The organism is Paenibacillus sp. Y280 (assembly GCF_056786335.1).
The window spans coordinates 110473-128363 of record NZ_JBXCIW010000006.1 but is presented as its reverse complement, the minus strand read 5'-3'; the positions used below and the strand labels follow the sequence as shown (position 1 = coordinate 128363).

18 protein-coding genes are annotated in these 17891 nt (G+C 46.4%); 2 read left to right on the top strand and 16 right to left on the bottom strand.

All coding sequences use genetic code 11. The features are described from left to right. Window positions 1-39: 39 nt before the first annotated feature. Entirely contained in the window at window positions 40-897 is an 858-nt protein-coding gene (locus AC1TPC_RS10085; protein ID WP_482066729.1) for an SDR family oxidoreductase, read from the top strand. A 111-nt stretch (window positions 898-1008) separates the two neighbouring features. On the opposite strand, the gene AC1TPC_RS10080 is transcribed toward AC1TPC_RS10085, so the two are convergent. From AC1TPC_RS10080 to AC1TPC_RS10005, 16 genes are all read right to left on the bottom strand, one after another. After that, window positions 1009-1332 carry a hypothetical protein gene (locus AC1TPC_RS10080; RefSeq protein WP_482066728.1) on the bottom strand — a complete coding sequence of 108 codons (324 nt, stop codon included), beginning with the start codon at window positions 1330-1332 and terminating at the stop codon, window positions 1009-1011. A gap of 292 nt (window positions 1333-1624) precedes the next feature. Further along, window positions 1625-2386: an anti-sigma factor gene (locus AC1TPC_RS10075; protein ID WP_482066727.1), complete on the bottom strand. Its 762-nt coding sequence runs from the start codon at window positions 2384-2386 to the stop codon at window positions 1625-1627. Further along, on the bottom strand, window positions 2387-2956 hold the full coding sequence (locus AC1TPC_RS10070; protein ID WP_482066726.1) for an RNA polymerase sigma factor: 570 nt from the start codon (window positions 2954-2956) through the stop codon (window positions 2387-2389). A 92-nt stretch (window positions 2957-3048) separates the two neighbouring features. After that, on the bottom strand, window positions 3049-3756 hold the full coding sequence (locus AC1TPC_RS10065) for a cupredoxin domain-containing protein (RefSeq protein ID WP_482066725.1): 708 nt from the start codon (window positions 3754-3756) through the stop codon (window positions 3049-3051). Between the two features lie 37 nt (window positions 3757-3793). After that, complete coding sequence (locus AC1TPC_RS10060; protein WP_482066724.1) at window positions 3794-5401, bottom strand: plastocyanin/azurin family copper-binding protein; 1608 nt, start codon at window positions 5399-5401, stop codon at window positions 3794-3796. Window positions 5402-5567: 166 nt separating this feature from the next. Next, window positions 5568-6323 carry a response regulator transcription factor gene (locus AC1TPC_RS10055; RefSeq protein ID WP_482066723.1) on the bottom strand — a complete coding sequence of 252 codons (756 nt, stop codon included), beginning with the start codon at window positions 6321-6323 and terminating at the stop codon, window positions 5568-5570. After that, window positions 6316-7302: a dipeptidase gene (locus AC1TPC_RS10050; protein WP_482066722.1), complete on the bottom strand. Its 987-nt coding sequence runs from the start codon at window positions 7300-7302 to the stop codon at window positions 6316-6318. The genes AC1TPC_RS10055 and AC1TPC_RS10050 overlap by 8 nt, the downstream gene beginning before the upstream one ends. An 18-nt stretch (window positions 7303-7320) precedes the next feature. Further along, on the bottom strand, window positions 7321-8433 hold the full coding sequence (pqqE, locus tag AC1TPC_RS10045) for a pyrroloquinoline quinone biosynthesis protein PqqE (protein ID WP_482066721.1): 1113 nt from the start codon (window positions 8431-8433) through the stop codon (window positions 7321-7323). Beyond that, window positions 8418-8690 (bottom strand): pyrroloquinoline quinone biosynthesis peptide chaperone PqqD, encoded by a 273-nt coding sequence (gene pqqD / locus AC1TPC_RS10040; protein WP_482066720.1) that lies wholly within the window; start codon window positions 8688-8690, stop codon window positions 8418-8420. Before pqqD ends, pqqE begins: the two co-directional genes overlap by 16 nt. After that, window positions 8668-9393, bottom strand: coding sequence for a pyrroloquinoline-quinone synthase PqqC (gene pqqC, locus AC1TPC_RS10035; RefSeq protein WP_482066719.1), 726 nt, complete (start codon window positions 9391-9393; stop codon window positions 8668-8670). Before pqqC ends, pqqD begins: the two co-directional genes overlap by 23 nt. 1 nt (window position 9394) lies before the next feature. Further along, complete coding sequence (gene pqqB / locus AC1TPC_RS10030; RefSeq protein ID WP_482066718.1) at window positions 9395-10315, bottom strand: pyrroloquinoline quinone biosynthesis protein PqqB; 921 nt, start codon at window positions 10313-10315, stop codon at window positions 9395-9397. 51 nt (window positions 10316-10366) lie between these two features. Then, entirely contained in the window at window positions 10367-10438 is a 72-nt protein-coding gene (pqqA, locus tag AC1TPC_RS10025; RefSeq protein ID WP_369688908.1) for a pyrroloquinoline quinone precursor peptide PqqA, read from the bottom strand. 24 nt (window positions 10439-10462) lie between these two features. After that, entirely contained in the window at window positions 10463-12703 is a 2241-nt protein-coding gene (locus AC1TPC_RS10020; protein WP_482066717.1) for a PQQ-dependent sugar dehydrogenase, read from the bottom strand. 608 nt (window positions 12704-13311) lie between these two features. Next, window positions 13312-15939, bottom strand: a complete 2628-nt coding sequence (locus tag AC1TPC_RS10015; RefSeq protein ID WP_482066716.1) for a winged helix-turn-helix domain-containing protein — start codon at window positions 15937-15939, stop codon at window positions 13312-13314. 148 nt (window positions 15940-16087) lie between these two features. Continuing rightward, a complete protein-coding gene (locus AC1TPC_RS10010) occupies window positions 16088-16222 on the bottom strand; it encodes a hypothetical protein (RefSeq protein WP_482066715.1) in 135 nt (44 codons plus the stop codon). 48 nt (window positions 16223-16270) lie between these two features. After that, window positions 16271-16606: an isochorismatase family protein gene (locus AC1TPC_RS10005; RefSeq protein ID WP_482066714.1), complete on the bottom strand. Its 336-nt coding sequence runs from the start codon at window positions 16604-16606 to the stop codon at window positions 16271-16273. 388 nt (window positions 16607-16994) lie between these two features. Here AC1TPC_RS10005 and AC1TPC_RS10000 point away from each other — a divergent pair, with 388 nt between their 5' ends. Next, a complete protein-coding gene (locus AC1TPC_RS10000; protein ID WP_482066713.1) occupies window positions 16995-17795 on the top strand; it encodes a class I SAM-dependent methyltransferase in 801 nt (266 codons plus the stop codon). The last annotated feature ends 96 nt before the right edge of the window (window positions 17796-17891 follow it).

Genomic DNA, 17891 nt, shown 5'->3' with positions numbered 1-17891 from the left:
AACGAACGAAGCGATGCTGATTTAAGGGGAGGTATGCATATGGAGCCTTTTTCCACTGATTTATTGAAAGGAAAGGTCGTGCTGATTACTGGCGGAGCGACGGGTCTTGGTCGTGCTATGGGCGAAAGGTTTGTTGCGCTTGGCGCCAATCTGGCAATAGCCAGTCGCCGCGAAGCCTTGCTCGCAAAGGCGGCAGAAGAAATGAGCCTTGCGTCAAGCCCTGTTTATTACAAGAGCTGTGATGTCCGTGACCCCGCTCAAGTGAGTGAGCTGATTACGGCCGTTGAGAACCATTTTGGACACATCGATGTACTCGTTAACAATGCTGCAGGCAATTTCATCAGTCCTACAGAACGGCTCTCGCCAAGAGCGGTAGACACTGTCTTGAATATCGTACTGCATGGCACCTTCTATACGACACTTGAGGTTGGGAAGCGTTGGATTGAGCAAGGAATCGGCGGCACTATGCTGAACATCGTTACCACCTATGCCAGTACAGGCTCAGGCTATGTCGTACCCTCTGCGGCGGCAAAAGCTGGCGTACTGGCGCTTACGAGATCGCTCGCCGTGGAATGGGCGCCTTACGGAATCCGCCAGATTGCTATTGCGCCAGGGCCATTCCCAACAGAAGGCGCATGGTCACGCCTTGCTCCGACTCCCGAGCTTGAGGAGAAAATGATCGGCCGCGTTCCCTTTAAGAGGGTAGGTAATAAAGAGGAGCTTGCTAATCTGGCAGCGTATCTCATTTCTGATTATGCAGCTTATATGAACGGTGAAGTCGTAACGATTGACGGCGGCGAATGGCTGCAAGGTGCAGGCCAATTCAACAGCTTATCCGAGTTGACGAGCAAGCAATGGGATGATTTGGCTGATTTGACCCGCAAGGGCAAGGGATAAGCAGGCTAGCTCGGCGTGTAATTCAAAGAAAAAGCAGCTCTTGCCTCCGAAGAGGAATGAGTTGCTTTTTTTCGTGTGGCTATTCTGCTTTTTTTGCATCATCTGCATGATTTAATTGGCGAGGACCGGGACCTCTTCCTCCCGATTTGTTGCCACTACGGTTTCCGCCAGTGCGGTTACCAGCAGTGCGGTTGCCACCAGTACGGTTGCCACCTGTACGGTTGCCTCCAGTGCGGTTGCCTCCTGTGCGGTTACCACCAGTGCGGTTGCCTCCTGTGCGGTTACCACCAGTGCGGTTGCCTCCTGTGCGGTTACCACCAGTGCGGTTGCCTCCTGTGCGGTTACCACCAGTGCGGTTGCCTCCTGTGCGGTTGCCTCCTGTGCGGTTGCCGCCTGTGCGATTGCCGCCTGTGCGATTTCCGCTGTTTTCTGCATTTTTCTTTTCTTTTGGCATATGCGTAATACCTCCTATTAGAAGCTACTTACAACATATGTAGCAATTCTATCATTCGTAACTAGTCATTTGATTGTTTTATAGAATAATAGATTCATATCCCCCTGCCGCATTACATTGTGGCTAGCTTAAAGTGGCATCAACTAAAATAGGTCTACTTTCTAGACTCTATTTTGCTGGCGGAGCACCTCTTACACAGCGTGGGAAGCGCGTTAAAAAAAGAAGCTGTCCTTCAAGGTCGATAACCTCTGAGACAGCTCCTTCATTCGAAAGCTATAATGTATTTGCCGAATAGGGACCGGTATCCGTTCCGAAAGCTTTCATCCCGCGCGGCTGAACGCTCTTCTCATCAGGCTCCAGCGTTATGCCGATGCTATCGTAGGTTAATTGTTCTGACTCTACTCCCATCGCAAGCAGTCCCACACCTTTCTCATCAACGCGGAACGTGCCTGCACTCGATCGAATGCCATCCCGGAGAAGCCAGACCTGATATGCTTCCTCATTTTTCGTTTCTTGGGCTCCGAACACATAGACGACAAACTGCTTGCTCTTTCCATTGTCCACAATACATGCGATGCCATACGCATGCTCCTTCTCAGCGGATTCCGCCTTTAACATCGTGATCTTTACAATCTCGGAGGCTGGAGCAAATAAAGCTTTTTCGATGGACTCGAATCCCGAATCCTGATTTTTAATGAAAGGATTATCCCATAACGATCCGGCCACAAAAATAATCGCTGCCGCAGCCACAGCAACTAATGGCTTCCAAAGTTTTTTTTCATTCCGTGATTTATGGCGCCTTGGTGCTGCTTTGGCAGCAGCCATAATTTGCTCCTTCAGATCTTCTGGAGGTTCAATTCGTTCCATATCCATGGGAAGCCCCTCCCATACAATTTGCAATTCAGCCAGCTCTTGCTTGCAAGAATCACAATAAGTTAAATGACGTTCGAATGCGTCCCTTTCCTCTTTAGAGCCAGTTCCAGATAAATAATCGAGTATGAAATCGCAATCGCTGCTGTAAACTTCGTCATTCATTTAAAGTTCCCCCTTTGCCACAAGATGCCTTCGCAATATTTTCAAAGTCTGATGAAGTCTGTTCTTGACCGTTCCGAGAGGCTGATCATACAGCTGTGCCAGCTCTCTCAGGCTATAGCCTTGCCAATAAAAATGCTCAAGGAGCGTTTTCTGAGAAATGGATAAATGCTTGCACGCATGCTGAATTTGTTCCCTTAAGGAATGCCTTTCAATATGCTCCTCGGGCGACAATGCCAGTTGATCAGGCAATTCATTAAAGCGCTCATCCGTTATTTGTACAAGGACGGAAGCCTCTCTTCTTTGCTTACGAATATGATCCATCGTTATATTGCGGGTAATAGTAAGAAGCCAGCTTGTAAAACGCCCCTTGTCTGGATCGTATTCCGACTCTGTCGTCCATAAACGCATAAATACCGCTTGTGAAATGTCTCTTGCGGTCGGCTCATCCCGAACCGCTTTGATGGCAAAGGAATACACCAAAGAGCCATACCGGTCATAAAGGACGGACAGCGCTTTATTTTTACCTTTTCTAATAAGCTGCATGAGTTCTTGATCGGTAAGATTAAGCATTGATAGCGCCTCCACGACAGGCTTTTTTCTTTATGTTATCAGAAACAGGAGCAGCCTTAAACAGCTGCCCCTAATCTTTAATAAAAGATAAATTATTTTTCCTTCACTACGATTGACCCTCTCATGCCTGGATGAGGAATACAATAGTAGCCGAACTCGCCTGCATCTGAGAAGGTAACCTTCTTGCTTTCATTCTGTGCAAGCAATTCCGTATCGAATTGTCCACTATCAGCAGTTGCAGAATGTTTTACCTCATCCTTATTGATAAAGGTAACGATATCGCCCTGTGAAATTTCGAGCTTTTCCGGAGAAAAGGCGAAGTTCGTAATCTCCACTGTATGAATGGTTACCGCGTCAGAAGGCTGTTCTTTTTCTTTTATCGGCGCCTCCGTTTTGACCGGTGTCTTAGGCGTAGACTTAGGCTGAGCCGCTGTAGCCTTCGGCTTCGTTTCTGTCGCTTTTTCCGTTGCAGCCGGCTTCTCCGTTGCTTCAATCTTTTCCGTTTCCTTCGGCTTCTCCGTTGCTTCAATCTTTTCCGTTTCTACGGGCTTTTCCGTTTCTACGGGCTTTTCCGTTTCTACCGGCTTTTCCATTTCAACCGGCTCCTGAGCCGGGGAGGCTGTATCCTCTGGGCTAGGGGATGGAGCTTCATTTACCGCCCCGTATCCATCATCTGCATACTCATCAGCAGCTTCAATTGGAGCAGACGTCATATCCATTGTGTTATTGTGGGCAGAAATCTCGTTTGATTCCTGAGAGCTGCCGCAGCCTGATAAGAAGAGGAGCAGCAGTATTAGCATAAAACATCCATAAGTTATTTTTCGCATGTCTTCACGCTCACTTTACGATGATTTGACCAGTCATGAATGATTTGTGCGGCTCGCAGAAGTAATTATAAGTACCTGGTTTATCAAAAGTTACCGTATGGGTTTCGCCTTTAGCGAGTAAAGGAGTCGAGAAGGATCCATCCAAGGCAACCGCATTATGCTTCATCTCGTCGTAGTTCGTGAAGATAACCTTGGAGCCTGCTTCCACAGTAAGAGCTTCCTTGCCGAAGGAGTACTCCTTAATGTCAATGTTGTACGTCTTAGCAGTCGGTGCCGGTGCAGCTGGTGTTGTCGATGCAGTCGTTCCATTAAATTTGGCTGGATCTACGATATACCAGACATCATTGACACCTTGCCCATTCAATTCACCATGTGCCTTATCTTTAATAAAATAATAGAGCGGGAACCCTTTAAATGATGCTTGCTTGCTTCCATCCGAACGGGTAATCGTTCCAATATCGCTTCCTTTGATCGTAGATGGGACACTAACGCTTGAGGTTGAATATGCAGGCCAATTGACTAGGCAATTGCCTTCGCAAACGCTTTTTCCGGATGTATCCTTGTCAAAATAATAGAGTGCTCTGCCGTAATCGTCAGTCAAATAGTTGCCCGCTGACTTCGAGGTGCCAAGCATAATCGCGTAATCCGACTTCGCCGCAAACCATACGCCGCCTGCGCCCTCACCGGTTACATCGCCAGGCTTGCTGTCTTTTGCAAAATAATAGAGCGGCCAATTTTTGTAAGTTAACTGCTTCGCGCCGTCTGTGCGAGTAATAACAGCGAAGTCAGCTTTATTCAGCCAAGCCGGTATTTGAAGATTGGCATCGTAATAGACTGGCCAGTTCTTCAAGCAATCTCCTTGACAGGAATTAACGTTCTCCGCATCCTTTGTGAAGAAATAGAGCGCACGCCCGTTTTTATCCGTGAAATACTTGCCGAGTTTGTCGTTTAGCGCAAGACCAATTCGCTCGCCTTGCGGCAATGCTGCACCGGAAGCAATGACTCCGCTCGCTTGCAGCGTATCGAAGAACGGCTTGCCTTTTTTCGTATTGGCAGACAGCGCCTCGACGAGTGATGTTGCTAGATGAGTATTCAGCAGTGACGACTTGCCGGCAATCTCTTTCAAGCCATGCGAAGCTGCAAATGTTTCCGATTGTTGGTATGTAAAGTCTGATCCTGATTTATAACCGAGGTTCTCCAATATCACCTTGTAAAATTGCTGGGAGCTGATCGCTGCTGTTGGTTCAAAACGATTGTTGCCCGCGCCTTGCCAGCCTAGCTCCGGTTTGCTCTTTAGGTAAGCAAGAACGGGTTGATTGGCTTTGCCAACCTTCGAAGCGTCAGAGAAATTCGTTTTGCCTGTAAAAGCTTGAGCTTCCTTCAGTTTTCCATTAAGTCGGAGCGAGATTATAGCGGCTTGCAGGCGCGTTGACGCTTTACTCAAATAGGCTGCATCCACGCCTTTGCCGTCTCCAATAAGAAGCCCAAGCTCAAATGCCGTATCGGCATCGGTCTTGATCCTGGACGACGATTCTGCAGACGCCGAGCCAAGCGGGGCGGCAATGATTGTCGTACACATTGCAGTAATCAAAAACAGTTTCTTAAATCGTGTAAGCATTAATAATTCCTCCTTTATGGTCTTTACATGTAGAGATAACGCTGCATAGGAAAGATAGGTTTGATAAATAAACAAATATTTTTTTGTAGAGCGAATAAAAAAAAAAGCCCTTGAAAATCAAGGACTTCAATATGAATTCAAGAGCAATCGGCTTTTCATTCTTTATTTAGCGATTCCGATATTCGCTTGGTGTAATGCCATAAAACTGTTTAAATGTGCGGGAAAAATTTTTGGCATTGCTATAACCTAGCTTTTCGCTGACTTCATACGTTTTGATCCTAAAATCCTGAAGCAGCCACGCGGCTTTTTCCATTTTTACACTGATGACAAAATCTGAAAATGTTTTCCCTGTCCTTTGCTTGAACAATTGGCTTAAATAGTTGGCGTTCATGTAGAGATGGCCGGCCACGCACTCCAAGCTAACATTTTGGTAATGCTGCTCCACATAAGTCATAACCTCTTGAACTAACTTTCCATTTCCCTTTTTAGCGTACTTCACTTCAACCTCCTTCAGCGATCTTTTTGCGGCAAGCCTTGTACCATCCTCCTCCAGTTCAGTGTGAATTTTCGTAATGACGTTTATAAGCGCATCGTAAGCGACAGGTTTAATCAAATATTCACGGACTCCGTATAACATAGCATAATAAGCATAATCGATATCGCGGTAATTGCTATAAAAAATGACTTTTATTCCCGATTTCCGTTCATACAGCACCCTGGCCAAATCCACACCATTTAGAACAGGCATACGGATATCTGTGAAAATAACATCAATGTCGCCTTTCTCCTCTATCCACTGAAGTGCTTCCTTCTCATTGCTGACCTGACCCGCGATTTGAAATCCAATTTCTTCCCAAGGGAAATCATTATACAATGAGCTGCTTATTTCCGATGGGTCGTCTACAAAAAGAATGTTATACAAAAACTTCCCACCTTTCTTTTTGTCCATCCTCTAAATCTTTTTTTGCCCTCGGCAAATGCTTGATATAGAAGTTGTACCAGTTTTTGTAAATGAAGTGTTCAACATCCTCCTCACGATAATGCTTAAGCAGCAGATCGATCAGCTTGTCATACTTGCCGGCGTGCTCCAATCCGATAAGCCATCTGTCCATCCCGTCAAAATCCGAACCAAAACCTACATGCCGGCTGCCGCCAAGCGAGCAGACATGGTCCAGATGCAGCAATAGTTTATCCATCGAAACGGGCTCTTCGGTTTGAACAAAAGGAGGCACAAACGTAATGCCCATTACACCCCCTTTCTCAATAAGAGAAGTAATTTGCTCATCTCGCAGGTTTCGCAGCCTCGGACTTACTTTGCTGGCATTTGAATGCGATGCGATAAATGGTTTATCGGAAAGCTCGACAAGTTCCCAGAAGCCTGATTCGGATAGATGAGATACATCCAAAATCATATTCAATCGATTGCATTCTTTGATGAGGCTCCGGCCTTTTGCTGTAAACCCGCTTCCTCTCTGTTCCAGCACCCCGTCAGCAGCCCAATTCGAATGGTTCCATGTTATGCCTACGCTTCGCACCCCTAGTTCAAACAAGATACGCAGGTAGGTCAGGTTGCCTTGGAGCGCATCTACTCCCTCGAGCGATAGCAAGGCGCCGTTTTGATTGCTTGCTGCGACCTCTTGCAAATCCTCTTTGGAACGGATAAATGACATGCGTCCCTCTGAGACAATATGTCGATGAAATAAGTCGATACATTCAAGCACATACCGAAATTCAGACGGCCATTTTTCCGATAAGTAGATGGCAAAGCTTTGAACGCCAATGCCGGATTCACGTATTCTTTGCAGTGTGACATCCAGCTTGCTCTCCTCATTTACAAAATCAAGCTCCGCGTTCTCCAGCAGCTTGCTTAATACATCGCAATGAGCATCGAATATCCTCATAAAGGCGTTCCTCCTCGACTATCCACGGTAGGAAATAAGGAATTTCTGGGTATCGGCAGTCCGTACAAATGCAGACTCCGAGGCATGTGCAGCAACTATATCTGTTATCAGATGATGATTGGGGGACCTCTCACATACAGGATCTGTTTGCTCAGCATCGCCTGTCAGAAGAAACGCTTGGCAGCGGCAGCCGCCAAAATCCTGAAACCGCAGATCGCAGCTTCTGCAAGGCTCGGGCATCCAGTCGAATCCACGGTAAGCCTGGAAAGATTCGGACTCCTCCCAGATCCAAGAGAGGCTTCGACCTTGGACTGACTCGAATTTCAAGGTGTTAATGCTGGAGGCAGCCGTGCAAGGCAAAGCTAAGCCATTTGGGGAAACTGTGAGTGAAAGCTTGCCCCATCCGCCCATACAAGGCTTCGGCAGGTTTTCATGATAATCAGGCAGCACCCAGATCAGCTCCATCTGCTTGCCAAAACGTTCCCTCGCTCGGTAAAAGGCGGCTTCAGCCGAATAAACCTGTTGCTTGGTAGGCATAAGCTCGTTGCGATTGGCTAAAGCCCATCCGTAATATTGCGTGTTGGCTAGCTCAAGCCGTTCTGCTCCCCAAGACGCGCAAAGCTCGATCATCTCTTCAATGACATGCAAATTATGCCGATGAAGCACGACATTCATATTTAAGGTCATGCCGGCAGAGCGAATCATTTCAGCCGCTTTCCGCTTGATCTCATGCGCTTTAAAACCGCCAATCCTATCAGCAAGCTCTGCCGTGGAAGCTTGGATGCTTAGCTGAATACTGTCAGTTCCCGCCTCTGAGAGCTTTTGCATTCTTTTTTCCGTGAGTCCTACGCCGCTTGTAATGAGATTTACAAATAAGCCCAAGTCGCGAGCCCGGCGGATAAGCTGCTCCAGGTCAGGCCGCAAAAGCGGTTCTCCACCGGTAAAGTGAACCTGTACGACGCCAAGCTCGCTAGCCTCCTCCAATACCCTTAGCCAATCCTCAGTGGGCAGCTCGTTCTCGCGTTTTTGAAGCTCGATTGGATTCGAGCAGTATCCGCATTGCAGCGGACAGCGATGCGTGATTTCTGCAGTCAAGGCATATGGCGCGCTTACCTTCATAGCTCGATCCACCCCTCCTCTGACGCATGCGCCAAAAACTCCGACACATCCTCTAGAAGGCTTGTTTGGCCATACTTGATTTGCAGCTCTTCAACAATTTGAGCGACGGTCCGCTGACCGTCCACAAGCTGAAGAATATCGCCTGCAGGACCATTTAGATGTATAATCCGCTCAGGAAGAAGCAATAAATCCGTTTGGCGCGTTTGATCATATTTGACGCGCGCCGGGGGACGCAGTCTTGGCCGTTCAGACAACCCCCAAGAGTTCATTGCGATCCTCCTCCCGTTGAACGGACCAGCTTAACGCATCCAAAATGGACCAAAGCACATCGCACTTAAAGGAAAGCGCGGCTATCGCCGAATCCTGTCCTTTACGACTAACACATTCGCGGAGGACAATCTCCAAACCATGATCCGCATCCCGAGGTGCCTGATGCAGTCTTCCTCTGAAGTATTCCAGACCTTCAGGGCGCACCCAAGGATACAACTCTTCAAACACGCCAATACGCTGCGATACGAGAATGGGAGCGAATAGCTCTGTTAATGAAGACGCAACGGCAATAGCCCAAGGCTGGTTGCGGCAAAAATTGACATAGGCATCTACAGCGAATCGAACGGACGGGAGAACCAATCGCTCATTCAACAAATCCTCTCTCGAGATATCAACGGCTTCGCCTAACCGTATCCAAGCTTCAATTCCGCCTTCTTCTCCCTCACGGCCGTCATGATCGATAATTCGCTGGAGCCATATCCGTCGATCTTCCTTACTCGGAAGCTTTGAGAGGACGATCGCATCCTTAACTGGAATGTTTTTCTGATAATAAAATCGGTTCGCTACCCATGCCCGCAGCTCAGCGGGACTAAGCTTTCCTTCATGCATTCGTAAATGGAAAGGATGCTTATCGTGATAGCGCTCCGCTCCAACTTTTCTCAGTTCCGAAATAAATGTTTCCTTTGACCATGCTTCTTTCATCTTAAACCTCCATTTCCAAGCCGTCGTATCCTACTTCGATGTCATGCTCTTGAAGACTGCGATATTCGCTCGAAGCACGGTCGAGGATCGGGTTAGTATTGTTGATATGGACATAAATTTTGCGAGAAGCGGGGAGCGTAATTAGCTTTTGAAAACTGCCGTTCGGACCCATTATGGGGATATGTCCCATGTCCGCGGCTTCAAGCTCAGAGATGCCCATGCTGCGAAGCTCGTCACCATGCCAGAAGGTCCCGTCTATCAAAATGCTGTGCGCACCTTCCAATTGCCGATCTAAGCCAGCTGTCCACGACTCCACGCCAGGCGCATAAACCGCAACGCCGCCTGACAATACATCCTCAATTCGATAGCCGATTACCCAATCGTGATCCTTCCATTCAGCTTCCAAGCTGCCGCTTGTGCCAACATATCGCGGAGACTTGCAGCCTAGTCGGAATGGACGAATAACAACATTTCCTCCAAAAAGGAAAATGGGCTCGCCCATTTTTACTTCATGCCAGCTCAGCTTGGCGTATGGTTCAAGCATTGGCCGAACAGGAAACGCATAAGTAAGCGCATGCATTACTGGCGCTGATGCATACACGTCCAATTCCGAGCTCTCCCTTAAGCTTAATAGGCCAAGAGTATGATCAAGCTCCGCATCCGTCAGCAAAACACCCAAAATGGGTGTTCCCCGCAAGCCCGGTCCAGGCCATAGCGTGCAGTGTGCTTCTATTTGCTCCCGAACATCTGGAGTTGCATTTATTAAATACCACCCTTCCCCATCCAAACTAAGGGCAAGCGAATTATGCGTCCTCGCTTTCACATGCGAATCTCTTTCCCTGGCACGTTGACAGTATGTACAAGCGCAATTCCATTGCGGAAAGCCTCCCCCGGCTGCCGAACCTAACACTTTCAGAAGCATCTTCATTACCTCCAATAAAGAATAGTGCCGGATTTCTCCGGCACGCAGTTTCTACTTTTGAGAAGCGTAAGAAGTAACTTCAGCACAAACATCAATTACTTTGTAGCTTGGCTTAACCCACATAACTTCACCTCCCCTCACGATCAATTAAAAGTTAGGCACCAGACGAACGATTTTGTCCGGTGTGCCGTTTCCATTTTTATCGCCGTTGTTGCTGGTAACAAAGTAGATGGAGCCATCTGGCGCTTCCACGACATCACGGATGCGGCCATATTGGTTTTTGTACAAATAAGTCAAATCGCTGCTGCTGATCGTTGGCTTGCCATTTTTCTCAACGACACGCATTTTAATGATTTGTTGGCCCTTCAAGTTGGCAACCAGCAAATCACCTTTCCATGGACCTTGCGTTACAAAAGTAATGCCCGATGGTGCCCATGTCGTACCTTGCGCATAAATAAGCGGAGCTGTGATTCCCGAGGCATTATGGTTCGATCCGCTATATTTCGGCCAGCCATAATTGGCTCCCGGCGTAACTAAGTTGATTTCATCTGTGGACGATTCGCCATGCTCTGATTGGAATAAGCGGTTAGTTCCCGGCTGCCACGCTAATCCTTGCGGATTGCGGTGTCCACGGCTGTAAATCGGTGAATTCGGACCAAACGGGTTGTCGCTTGGGATTGTACCGTCAAGATTAATACGGAAGATTTTTCCTCCAAGATAGCTAAGCGTCTCTTCTGCATGACCGTAATTTCCGTTTCCAAAATACAGCTTGCCGTCTGGTCCTACTTTGATCCGACCGCCGTTATGATAGACAGCGCCAGGAAGTTTGTCGAGCAGCACTTTATCGACGGTTGCTTTATTGTTGCTTTCTTTTAGTCGAACGACACGGTTTAACACCTTGTTATCACTGGTTTTATACGTATGATAAATATAAATATAGTGATTAGTAGCAAAGTTCGGATCTAGTGCAATACCCAGCAGTCCGCCTTCACTATTAGGCATGTAATAGAAAGGAGAACCGAGTGTAATGACCGGTGTCGACTGTACTACGCCGTTAATAATTACACGAACTCTGCCGCTGTTCCGTTCGGTAAAGAAGATCCTTCCATCCGATGCGAAATCCAATGCCCACGGAACCTGAAGGTTGCTGCTGATGACTTGCGTCGTATAAGGATCAGATGAAGTTGTATTGGTTTTCACAGACAGTGCGCTGCTTGCCGCTGAGATGTTTCCTGCTACATCTCTTGCTTTCACAGTAAAGCTGTACGTCGTGTTGGCATTCAATCCACTGATTGCAGCGGATGTGCCGGATACAGTCGCAGCTAATGCCCCATTGTTGAATACGTCATATTGGTATACGCCTACATTGTCTGTAGATGCAGTCCAAGTTAAATTGACGCTCGATGATGTTTTACTCGGACTAGCAAGTCCAGTCGGTACAGTTGGGCTTTGAGTATCATTCTGAGTCGAGGTTGTTACTGAAAGCGGGCTGCTTGCTTCAGAAACCTGCCCTGCTGCATCTTTGGCTTTGATGGTAAAGCTGTAGGTTGTGTCCGCGGTTAATCCATTGAATGTATAAGAGGTTCCGGACACATTGGCCTGGGCCAATACTCCGTCTTTATATAAGTCATAACCCGTAACTCCCACATCGTCTAGGGATGCCGTCCAGGATATGCTTACGCTTGTGTTTGATTTGGTGTCCACTTTCAAACCTGTCGGCGCAGTTGGCGGATACACATCTCCACTGCTGTTGACCTTAACATTTTCGAAGACCGCATGGCTTAAAGCCGTTGTCTTATGGCTTGAAACCGCCAAACCAACATACAAGGAGTTGCTCAAAGAAACCGTTATACTTCCTAAGTCGCCCCAGTTGAGTCCATTATTGGACACGTATCCTTTGATCGTAGTGCCGGTACGTTCCAGCTTAATCCAATAAGGATTGGTCGAAGCAGCAGACACATCCTTTGTCGTGCCTCCAGTAGCCGTTCTGTACTGAAAACGCAAGCCATGATTCGGAGTCAGAACCAAATCGACATGCTTGGCATTGGCATTTAGCGACTCTCGGAACGTAATGCCAGCCTTTGCATATTCATTCGTATTCGTTTGCGAAGACACTAGTGCTACTATGGCTCCATTACCCGTCCAAGGCTGGTATACAAAGTTGAACTGATCGCTGGTGCCCCAAATATCTGTTCCTGCGCCACTCACTGCAAATTTGCCATTTGCGGGATCGAAGGTCGCGCTGCCCGCCAATGACGGAGACCCTATATTTTGTGCTTTCCACGGACTTGGCACAGGCCCGGCAGCCGCTAATCCAAACGATGGCAATAAGGTGAGGGTTAAACAAAGGCTCAACGCTAATGCTAACAATCTTTTACGTTGCATCATTCTAAACACCTCTTTTCCATTTTTTTTGCTTATTAGCTGTAAACGCGTACTTATTCAATCAGAATTAATAAGAAAGATTCGAAAAAAATGCAAGCATAAATGAGATGCTGGCATTGCTTCTTTCGAGTCTTTATAAAAGCTCAATCTCCACTCCTTTCTATTGTTTTTTTTTACATTTTTTCATTTTCTTATCAATTCCTACTTCAACTATACGTTTTACTTGATTTGTTAGAAAGGCATTTAAAGTTAGATAACGTATCATTTTTCTCTATTTTTATAAAAATATAAGCGCTTTAACTTTTAGGCATGAATTGAACCTTACCTGTTTACCGCATGATTTGAACCTATCACACTCAGTCTTTCCATTAAATGGCTTCCTCGTTAATCAGTTCGCCAAGCTTAACAAATTATCCTTTGACGAAACATGGCTTTTTTTAACTGATACTGTCGAAGGGAGCAATAGATTTATTACTACCTGTCTGCCCTCATTAAAATAAAAGCAATATCAACTTAACGTATATTTGAGGACCCTATAAAAAAGAACCCGAATACGTATGCATCGAGTTCAAATTATAAATAAACATCTATATATTTCCATGCCCCTCAAATCACAACAATCCCAGTTCGCGTGCGCGGGCTACAGCTTCCGTCCGTCTTTGAACTTGCAGTTTGCCATAAATTCTGCGGTTATGCCCTTTGACCGTATCTAAAGCAATGAAGAGCTTTTCACTAATCTCATGATTCGAGAGTCCTTGGGCAATAAGCTGAAGCACTTTTAACTCGCGTTGGCTCAGCGGCTCGATAAGGGACTGCGCTGGCTGGGCAGTTGGAAAATAAAATTTATCTTCGCTACTTTGCCCATCAGTTTCAAATACAGCCCTCAACTTGCCAATATAGTCCGTTATTATCCCGTGATGAGCTGTTTCAGACAATAATCCAGCCATCGGAATACCTTCATCGATAAAAATACGAATGAACCCGCCGGGCTCAGCAAGCGCCATGGCATCACCCAGCAATTGCATTGCCTTATCCTTTTCCCCATGCTTATATAGCGCGATAGTCTGCAGCACCTTAATCTTGAGCCGCTCATCTGCGTACCCCTTCTCCTCCATCTGCAAGAGCAAAGGTTCCAGAACAATCAGTACCGCGGATGTGTCTCCCTCAGCTAAATGCAGCCGAGCCTGGACGAGGGGGAGTTCGTGCTTCTGAACCAGATGAGCCGCTGCTGCCAAATTGCCCTGATGAAGCAGCACAAGCGCTTGTACGGCAGCAACCTCAGACATGCGATGTACAAAATTATGCTGGCGAACGAACTGAGCGGTTTTTGCTAAAATAGCGGCTGCGCCTGTCGGATCACCCTCGGCAAGCTTCAAGCGGGCGAGAAACAGCTCGCAAGCAACCAATCTGTCCGTACTTTCTAATTGAATCGCCAGTTGGACACTCTTTTGCCCGTGCTGCTTTGCAGCGTCCATGTCGTTCCATTCATAACTAATTCGGGCAAGGCCTAGATGTGCTTCGCAAACAACGAGCAGCGTCGTTTCACCTGCCAGTTGCAGAACGCGGCGGTAGCTCTTAGCTGCTAGATCGAGCTGATTGTCTGCTTCCTGCATGTTGCCGAGGCCGATAGTAGCCATTATGGTAATAATAAAATGGCCGATCGACTCGCTGATTGTTATCGCTTCGGTATAGGCCTTTGTTGCCGCTACGCGGTCTCCCTGTAGATGGTAGGCATACCCTAGCGTCCAAATAGTCGCTGTGCGGACAGGCAGGTTGACTGGGTGCAGATATTCCAAGGCTCGGTGCGACTGTACTAGAATCATTTCTACCTCGTGCTGAGTAACGGCCAGCGTTGCCCGAATGGCCGCAATATGTCCTATAAGATCACAGGTTTTCTCGGTTGGCTCGGCCCCTTGCAGAGCTGCTTCTGCAGCTTGCAGTTTCTGTTCGACGCCATCCAGTTGGCTGCCAAACAATAGAACCGAAGCATGGATCACCCACAACGAGGGTCTCTCATCCAGTATCGTTGATGGCAGCGACTCCAGCCAGTTCCGTACAGAGGCCATCGCGCCACGGAAGTGCAGTGGCATCCCTTTTCCTTCGATCAGGCGAGTAGCACGATCAATATCATTTGCGGCAGCCGCATGCTGAAAAGCTTCAATTTCCAGTCCATTCTCTTCATACCATTCGCTTGCTCGTACATGTAATTCTGCTACACCATTCCTTGAATCAACTGTAGGCAATGCGGCACTCTGCTGCAGCCGCTGCCGTAGCAAATCCGCAAAAAGATGGTGATAACGGTACCAACGCCGTTCATTATCCAATGGTACGATGAATAGGTTTGCTTGCTCGAGCGACTGCAAAGTTTCTTGCCCAGTCGAAGAGTTGCGGTGAAGCAAGGAAGATTGGGTAAATGCATCAGCGTCCGTCTGTTCCCCCTCTACCTTGCTAAGAACGGCATCACAAAGAGGGGCGCACATGCGATCGAGAATAGAGGTAGACAGCAAAAAAGTCTGAACGCTTTCGGACTGCTTTTGCAGCACTTCTTCAACCAAATAGTCGAGCACAAAATGATGGCTGCCTGTGAAAGACTTGATGAAACCGGAGGCGTCTTGATGTCCCTTCATAGAAATCGCAGCTAATTGCAAGCCAGCAATCCAGCCTTCTGTATGGGTTTCAAGCAGAGCAATGTCTTCAGATAGAAGTTTTAGACCCATCACCTGGTTAAGAAATCCGGCTGCTTCAGCATAATTAAAACGCAAGTCGGCGACTCGCAGCTCGGTCAGTTGGTCCCGGACGCGCAAGCGAGCCATAGGAAGATGTGGATCCTCACGGGTAGCGATAACCACGTGCATCTGTGGCGGCATATGCTCGAGAATAAAGGCAAATGCTTTCTCAACCGGCTTGGTATCAATGACATGATAATCATCAAGGACGAGGACGAAATGATCAGGAATAGCTGTGAGTTCATTGAGCAGAGCAGTCAGAATGGATTCAATTGGAGGTCCGTGAGGGGTTTGGAGCATGCCAAACACGCTTTCTCCTATACTCGCCGTAATCTTTTGCAAAGCAGCGATAAGGTAAGTCAGAAAGCGTGTTGGGTCATTATCCCCTTCGTCGAGCGACAGCCAGGCAAACGGTCGTTCACAACCGACGAGCCATTCGCTGACCAGCGTAGTTTTACCATAGCCGGCGGAGGCAGATATAAGGGTAAGTCTGCGGCTCAGTCCTTCGTTCAACCGTTCGAAAAGTCGAGGGCGGAGAACTGCATTTGGCCGAGGCGGTGGAATATATAGTTTAGTGGATAGAATTGGCGTAGACATAGATCAATTATAATAACGACAGTTCAAAGCCGTCAACAACAGCTTCTAGGCTCGCTAGGCTGGGTCAGATGCCCGTGGAGCCCTTACCTAGAATATTCGTCATGAATTCGATCACCGAGTAGGATACGACCTGCCGATCACGGTAAATGGAGCTAATAGCATCCTGCTTCGTACTTAGAATGCCCTTATGTAAAATCACTGCACGGAATCCTCTTTCCATCGCGCCATTTACGGTAAAAGTGACGCATTATTCAGCCGCAAAGCCGGAAACCACAACCAGTTCAACGCCTTGGTCTCGAAGGATCTGTTCCAAATCCGTTTTCCAAAATGCATTTGAAAACTCTTTCTCAAGTACAATATCTGTTGGTCCAATGGACACTTGAGCAATTATTTTTCTAGCTACCGGATCAATGTCATCACTTGCCCCTTCCATGTCCTGTATGTGAATGATGGTTTGCTCTGCTGCCCTCAACAAACCTGAAACATGATTTATGTATTCGCAAGCTGATTCCAATTGATGCTTGTCTATGAACTCATTCATGAATATGTTTTGCATGTCCACAATTAGTAATCCGATTTTCATGACGATCCCCTTCCATAAGTAAATTATATATGAAGTTTATCCAACTAATCTCTAGTATGTTTAATTATAATTAAACATTACCAAAACTTGAAGAGGCCTTTTATACCGATCCCCACTCCTTAGCCTTTCTTTATTTGTACTTTTTTGAGAACGAAATCGGCCTGCAATCTTTACAGGCTGTTTCAAGGTGCAAACTGCATCTTTATGTCATCAGAATATATAAATATTGAAATAATTGTTTTAACGCACTGTGGCAAATATAATTTTTTAAAAAACGATTGTTCCCAATTAAGAACAGTGTTATATTAATGACAAATGAAACAGGCTCGTCTTAAACGACTAACTGAATTTCACGATTAAAAAAAATAAATAGAATGGATACGTGTATATGAATTCAAAATTAGGTATGCAAATTATTGGAACTGCAAAGCAGGGGATTAAAAAACACCGATCTTCAAATAATCCAATCTTGAAACTGTTAGTATCCGCTTTATATGTTTTGTGGAATTCAGTGATGACTACGAATCGCATATGTGTTGATAGAAACTATCGATCAATCGTTCTTATGCGGTTGCTAAACGCTAAAAATGTTCACCAAACGACTTCACTCACCTACTTGGATCGATACCCGACTATTTTTTCAGCTTGCAGAGACTATTTCGATGGCAAACAAGATTTAAAAATACTTTCATACGGCTGCTCCACAGGCGAAGAGGTTTTAACGCTTCGTCGATATTTCCCTCATGCTCACATTATTGGTGCAGACATCAACAAACAAAGTTTAGAAATATGCAGAAAACTCCCCGTAGACGAGAAAATTAACTTTATATATTCATCACATAATGAAATCCGAAAACAAGGACCATTCGATGTCATTTTCTGTATGGCAGTTTTACAGCGGAAGCCGCAGGACACAGAAACAAAGAGAATTACGAGCCTAAAAAAAATTTATCCTTTTGAAAAATTTGAATTACAAATTATCGAGTTCGATGAGCTAATCCATCCACAAGGACTGCTAGTTGTTCACTTTACGCAATATTCAATTTGGGATACTCAAATAGCATCTAAATACGAGGCTCTCGGCGATCATAACCAAGATGATTATTTATCCCCTGTCTTTGATAAGAATAGTGATTTAATCATAAATCCACCCACTCAAAACACTATTTTTATTAAGTCCCTTAAGTAGAAATCTAGCAGTGGATTGGAATCACGTTGATATGCACCTTGTTTGTTCGCAATCTTGTAGCATAACCTAATACCCCTGATTTCGTTAATCCTACTA